7 protein-coding genes are annotated in these 6300 nt (G+C 67.0%); 5 read left to right on the plus strand and 2 right to left on the minus strand.

The annotated features are described in order from the left end of the window. The 3 genes from RCJ92_RS14440 to RCJ92_RS14450 form a co-directional block, all read left to right on the plus strand. The coding region (locus RCJ92_RS14440) for a histidine phosphatase family protein (RefSeq protein WP_446754927.1) at nucleotides 1-269 on the plus strand (269 nt) is incomplete at its 5' end. A 113-nt stretch (nucleotides 270-382) separates the two neighbouring features. After that, the gene (locus RCJ92_RS14445) at nucleotides 383-880 is read left to right on the plus strand and encodes an RNA polymerase sigma factor (protein WP_138174527.1); all 498 of its coding nucleotides are present in this window, start codon (nucleotides 383-385) and stop codon (nucleotides 878-880) included. Further along, on the plus strand, nucleotides 877-1518 hold the full coding sequence (locus tag RCJ92_RS14450; RefSeq protein ID WP_446754928.1) for a methylated-DNA--[protein]-cysteine S-methyltransferase: 642 nt from the start codon (nucleotides 877-879) through the stop codon (nucleotides 1516-1518). The genes RCJ92_RS14445 and RCJ92_RS14450 overlap by 4 nt, the downstream gene beginning before the upstream one ends. 202 nt (nucleotides 1519-1720) lie before the next feature. Here the strand turns inward: RCJ92_RS14450 and RCJ92_RS14455 are convergent, their stop codons facing one another. Both RCJ92_RS14455 and RCJ92_RS14460 read right to left on the minus strand, forming a co-directional pair. Continuing rightward, complete coding sequence (locus RCJ92_RS14455; protein WP_446754929.1) at nucleotides 1721-3115, minus strand: flavin reductase family protein; 1395 nt, start codon at nucleotides 3113-3115, stop codon at nucleotides 1721-1723. Beyond that, nucleotides 3112-4416 carry an aromatic ring-hydroxylating oxygenase subunit alpha gene (locus RCJ92_RS14460; protein ID WP_446754930.1) on the minus strand — a complete coding sequence of 435 codons (1305 nt, stop codon included), beginning with the start codon at nucleotides 4414-4416 and terminating at the stop codon, nucleotides 3112-3114. Before RCJ92_RS14460 ends, RCJ92_RS14455 begins: the two co-directional genes overlap by 4 nt. A 155-nt stretch (nucleotides 4417-4571) precedes the next feature. Here RCJ92_RS14460 and RCJ92_RS14465 point away from each other — a divergent pair, with 155 nt between their 5' ends. Next, the gene (locus tag RCJ92_RS14465) at nucleotides 4572-5504 is read left to right on the plus strand and encodes a LysR family transcriptional regulator (protein ID WP_138925494.1); all 933 of its coding nucleotides are present in this window, start codon (nucleotides 4572-4574) and stop codon (nucleotides 5502-5504) included. Nucleotides 5505-5614: 110 nt separating this feature from the next. Beyond that, nucleotides 5615-6300, plus strand: a 686-nt coding sequence (locus RCJ92_RS14470) for an alcohol dehydrogenase catalytic domain-containing protein (RefSeq protein ID WP_446754931.1), incomplete at its 3' end; no start/stop codon positions are given.

Genomic DNA, 6300 nt, shown 5'->3' on the forward strand with positions numbered 1-6300 from the left:
ACCTGGTGCAGGAGCTGATGGAGCAGGCCGAACCGCGTTCGGCCGTGCTGCGCCGGGCAGTGCCGGCCCTGCTCCAGCTGGCCGCCACCCACCCCCAGCGGCGCATCCTGTGTGTCAGCCACGGGGCGACCATGCGCATCATCCGCGATACCCTGCTCGGACGCCGCCTGCCCCAGGGCGTGGAGAACGGGGAAGTGGTGCCCCTGGACCTGGGCGAACTGCGCGAACTGGAACTGGCCCTGCGCGACGGTGACCCGGTCGTGGTCTAGGAACAGGGCCGGCCCCCACCGCCCGGTGGGTGGTCGCAGGAAATCCGGCCAAAGACCTCACGAAAAGCTGTCCCGCCACGTTTACATGGTGAGAGCCAATCACCAGGAGCACCATGAAGCAGCCATTCGAACAGATCGTGCAGGCCCACGGACTGAGCGTGTTGCGCGTGTGCCGCTCCCTGCTGGATGAACACCGCGCCAAGGACGCCTGGTCGGAAACCTTCCTGGCCGCCCTGCGGGCCTACCCGCAACTGGATCCGGAGGCCAACGTCCAGGCTTGGCTGGTGCGCATCGCCCACCGCAAGGCCATCGATGAGCTGCGCCGCCAGCGGGGCGAGGATCTGGAAACCGACCCCGCCGCACACGCCCCCTCGACGGAGGCCGGGCCGGAAGGCCGGGCCGAAAACCTGGAGCTGTGGCAGCTGGTCAAGCAGTTGCCGGAAAAACAACGCTTGGTCGTTGCGTACCGCTATTTGGGTGGATTGGACTACCGGCAGATCTCCCAGATTCTTTCCGGAACCCCGGAAGCAGCGCGGCGCGCCGCCGCCGACGGGATCAGCAATCTGCGACGCCGAATGGACGCCGGATCAGCAACTGGAGGAAAACCATGAGTCAGCTTGATGGCACCGCCCCGCTGAACACCCCGCCGACCGAGGTTGAGCAGCGCCTCCTGGCCAGCCTGCACGACCGGCTGGAGCAGGCCGCCCACCGGGAGCACCTTACCGACGCGGTGTACCGGATCGTGCAGTCGCCCCTGGGCCCCCTGTTGGTGGCCGCCACGGAGGTAGGGCTGGTGCGGGTGGCCTTCGCCTCGGAGGAGCACGAGCGTGTGCTGGAACAGCTCAGCGAAAGCCTGGGCGCCCGGATCCTGCGCTCGCCGGGCGCATTGGACACCGCGGCCCGGCAGCTGGAGGAGTACTTCAGCGGCCACCGCACCAGCTTCACCCTGCCGCTGGATCTGCGGCTCTCCACCGAATTCCGGCGCCGGGTCCAGCTGGAACTGGGCCACATCGGTTACGGACACACCCTGAGCTACCGGCAAATGGCCGAACGCATCGGAAAGCCTGCGGCCGTACGGGCCGTGGGGTCGGCCTGCGCCACCAATCCGCTGCCCATTGTGCTGCCCTGCCACCGGGTGTTGCGTACCGATGGTTCGCTGGGCGGCTACCTGGGCGGGCTGCAGGCCAAGCGGATCCTGCTGCAGCTGGAAAACCCGAACGACGCGCGGCAACCCTCCACCCTGTTCTAGCTCCCCATGCGACGCCCGGGGTGCCGGCGCTTGCGTGGGAGGGCGACCGCCGATTCCACGTGAAACAACCTTGAGAGGCTGATAGCGTCACCGACTTGGTGTGATAGAGGTTTGTCGCCACTACGAGAGAATGTTAGACAAACGATTTCGTTTGCCATCCGACCCTGTCGTCCTCCCGCCAGGGTCGGGAGTGCGGATCGGATCAGGCATCGATGACCAGGTCCGTGCTCGCGGTGGAGCAACAGGGCAGGAATTTTCCGGCTTCGATTTCCCGGTCCCGGATCCCGCCCTGGTGGTTCATGTCCACCTCACCGGAGAGCTTGATGACCTTGCAGGAGCCGCACATGCCCTCCTGGCAGTTGGCCCCGATGCGCACCCCGGCCTGTTTGGCGACCGGCAGAATCCGCTGGTCGGGGTCGATGCGCACCTTCAGGCCGGACTTGAGGAAGGACATGGTCAAACTGCCTTCCCCGACGGTGGCAAACTCCTGGGGGTCCGTGGGCGGTGTCCCGCCAAGGTCCGGTGGCGGCCCGGGCGCCGCATCCGATGCGGAACCACGCCCGCCCTCCTCCGTGGGCAGGGCGCCGGGTGGGTTTCCCGGCGGCGTGGCTGGCGCCGGGTCGTACAGGCCTAGGTTCTGCTGTTCGAATTGGGATTCGGGTGCCTCGGCCATTTCCCCGGCCAGGTCCTCGGCATATGCCAACTCCTGCTGGTATTCCAGGCGGGTCTGCCGGCCCCCCGAGAAGAACTCCATGTGGATGGAGGTGTCGTCAACCCCCACCTCCAGCAGCAATTTGGCCGCGTTGTTCAGGTACCCCTCTGGGCCGCACGCATAGACGTGGCGGCCGTTCGCGTCCGGGGCCACCTGCTCAATCATGTGGCAGGTCAGTCGTCCCAGCATCCATTCCCAGTCCCCGGGCACGGAGCGGTCCCCCAGGGAGTAGTACACCGTGACGCGTTCATCGACCGCCGCAATGTACTCCAGTTCCTTGGCGAATCCGAACCCGCCGGGTTCGGCTCCGTGGTACAGCACCACGACGTCGGCCTGGCCGGGCAGGGCGTGGATGGTACGCACCATGGAGATGATCGGGGTGATGCCCGCCCCGGCGGCCAGGAAGAGAAAGCGCGCGCGGCGCTCTGCGTCGGGCAGGTGGAAGGCGCCAATCGGGCCGAGCATCTCCAGCACGGTGCCCGGGCGCACGTGCCGGTGCACCCACGGGGAGACCAGACCCTGTTCCTCGCGCTTGACGGTGATGTTAAAGGTCCAGGGTTCGGTGGGCGCACTGGAAATCGAATAGTTCCGGTCGACTGGTTCCTGGCCTTCCCCATGAACGGGAAAGGCAATGTTCAGGTACTGGCCGGAGCGGAACGCCAGCGGGGCCCCGTCGGTACGGCGGAAGACGAAGGTCATCATGCCCCCGGCCTCGGGGATCGTTTCCACGCATTCGGCGCTGAATTCCTGCGGATGCCAGGGGCCCAGGGCGCGGGCGGCACCGGCGGCCTGGTTCGTGGCCCGCAACACCCGGTTCCAGGGCATCTCCAGGCCGCGGATGCGCTGGATGCCGGAGGCACGGATGCTCGTGGTGGTGACCGTCATGCCAGATGCTCCCGCATCCGCTGCACGTACCAGTTGATGAACGCCTCCACCTGGTACTCGCTTTTCATGTAGGGCCCGGGCTCGTAGGCGGGACTGGCGGCACCGGCCTGGCACAACTCCACGAAGGTCTTGTCCTGCAGGTTGGTCTGCTTCCAGGTGTGCGTCAGGGACTCCACCTCGTAATCCACCCCGGCCTGCGCGTCGTCGGCCACCAGCCAGGTGGTGCGCACCAGGGTCTGGTGTTCGTTGATGGGGAAGACCGCAAAGGTGATGACGTGATCACCAAGCAGGTGGAACCAGCTGTTGGGCTGAATGTGCAGCGAGCAGCGGCCGAGGCGGAAATCTGGGAGGTCGCCGAGCAGTTTCTTGGACAGCCGGCGCCCGGTGGGCGAGAAGGATTCGCCCTGTCCGTCCAACGGTTCGCGCGAGACGCGGAACCCGGCCACCCGGGTATCCAACTCCTCGATGACCGCATAGGGCAGCCCATAGCGTCGGCAGCGTTCCTCCAGTGCGCCCTGCGCCTGTTGGTTCCGGTCCCAGACCTCGACCAGGTGCGGCGGCACCGTGCTCTCATTCAGGCCCCAGGTGGGGAAGAGCGCGCAGGCCAGCTCCGGGTGGCCATCGCAGTGGTAGCACTCGCGGTTGTTCTCCATCACCAGTTTCCAGTTGCCCTGCTCAACAATGTTCTGCTGGTAGGCCACCTTGGTGCGGGACAGGTCATGGGGCGCGAGGTAGGGCTCGAAGACGGCCGCGGCCCGGTCAAAGTCCTCGGGCGGCTCGGGGGACAGGCAGACGAAGATCAGCCCGGCATAAACCCTGCTGTGTGCCCGTTTCAGCGCGAAACAGCCCTTGTCGAAATCCACTTCCCCGGGGGCTGAGGCGTGAATCAGCTCCCCGTCCTGGGAGTAGGTCCAGGAATGGTAGCCGCACACCAGGTTGCCGGTCGAGCCGGAGGCCTCGGTCAGCACCCGCGCGCCGCGGTGTCGGCACACGTTGTGCAGGACGTTGATTTGCCCGTCGTCCTTGCGCAGGATGATCAGCGAGCTGGGGCCGAAGTCCATGGTGATGTAGTCCCCGGGCTCCGGGATTTCCGCGACACTGGCGGCGTAGAGCCACTGGGTGCCGAAGATTCCCTCCATGTCCAGGGCGAAGAGGGTCGGGTCGGTGTAAAACGGCGCATTGAGCGAATACCCCGAGCGGCGCCGGGCGAAGAGCTGGCGTATTTCCTCCAGCTGCCCGGCGGGCAGGGCGGTGGCAAGGCTGCCGCGGGCCGTGCGCGGCGCATTCATCGAAACAGACATGGGCGGTTCCTTGGAAGGGAGCGGAAGGGGAGCCTGTCAGCGGCCGCGGCATGGCGGGGACCGCAACGTGAACGGATGTTGTACCGATCACATTAGATGCTGTGAAAGTGCAATAAAAGCGCAAAAACCTGCCGATCATCGTGCACAATATCCGCATGATCGATGCCCGTCTCCACACGCTGCGCGTGTTCGCCACCTGCGGCACCGTGGCGGCCACGGCCGAGCTCACCGGCTACTCCCCGTCGGCGGTCTCCGCGCAGCTGCGTGAGCTGCAGCGCTCGCTGGGCATCGAGCTGCTGGTCCGTGACGGGCGGGGCGTGCGGCTCACCGCGGCCGGTCGGCACCTGGTGGCGGGTTCGGATGACCTGGTCGCGCAGTGGGAGGGGCTGCGCGCTGCGGCCCTGCGCGCCGATGAGCAGGTGCCGGCGCAGTTTGGCCTGGGCGGGTTCTCCAGTGCCGCCGCGCAGCTGCTGGCCCCGCTGGCCGCCGCGCTGCGCGAAACCCGGCCCACCCTGGCGGTGCGCCTGATCGAGGCCAGCCCGGCACGCTGCTACGAACTGCTGGTGGCCGAACGCATTGACCTGGCGGTCGTGGTGGCAATGCAGGCAGACAGCGTGGGGGAGGAGGACCCCCGCTTTGAGCAGACGTTCCTGCTCAACGATCCGCTGGACGTGTTGGTCCCGGCCGGGCATCGGCTGGCCGAGCGGGTCTCGGTGCGCCTGGAGGAGCTGGCCTCCGAGCCCTGGATTACCGACACCGTCGGATCCACCTACCGGGCGCTGTTTACGGCGGCCTTCACCGCGGTGGGCGCCACCCCGCGCATTGCCCACGAGTCCCTGGAGTGGGAGACCATGATCGCCTTCGTCGGTGCCGGGCTCGGGGTGGGCCTGTTGCCGCGGCTGGCACCCATCGGTGGGCATGAAAATGTGCGCAGGCTGCGACTGACCGGGCCAGGACGCCCCACCCGACGCATCGTCGCCGCCGCGCGGCGCGGCAGCATGGACTCCCCGCTGATTGGTCAATGCCTGCAGATCCTGCAGGGGAGGGCGCGCAGCATCCTGGACGAGCGGCTGGACGAGGAGACGTAGGTCGAGCCGACCACGGAGCGCACCCTTGACACCCCCTGTGACGCGGAGCACACTGCTGCTAGGTTGGACTCATTTATCCAACTTATATTTAACAAGGCGGAGGTTCTCAGGTGGGAAACAAGGCAGTGAGCTACGCAGGACCGGGCAAGGTCGAGGTCATCGACACCCCCTATCCGGAATTCGTCCTGCGCGACGGGCCCGGGGTGCACCCAGACAACGTCGGACGCAAAGTGGAGCACGGGGTGATCCTGCGAACCATCGCCACCAACATCTGCGGTTCGGACCAACACATGGTGCGCGGACGCACCACCGCCCCCTCGGGCCTGGTGCTCGGGCATGAAATCACCGGTGAAGTCATCGAGGTGGGGCGGGACGTCGAGTTCGTCAAGGTCGGGGACGTCGTCTCGGTGCCGTTCAACATCTCCTGCGGACGGTGCCGCAACTGCAAGGAAGGCAAGACCGGCATCTGCCTGAACGTGAACCCGGACCGTCCCGGCTCCGCCTACGGGTACGTGGACATGGGCGGCTGGGTGGGTGGCCAGGCCGAATACGTGCTCGTTCCCTACGCGGACTGGAACGTGCTGAAGTTCCCCGACCGCGACCAGGCGATGGAGAAGATCCTGGACCTGGCGATGCTCTCGGACATTTTCCCCACCGGGTACCACGGGGCCGTGGGCGCCGGGGTGGGTGTGGGATCAACCGTGTACGTGGCCGGCGCCGGCCCGGTGGGCCTGGCCGCCGCCACCTCCGCCCAGCTGCTGGGCGCCGCGGTGGTCATCGTCGGGGACCTGAACGC

The sequence above is a fragment of the Glutamicibacter sp. BSL13 genome (genome assembly GCF_052928425.1).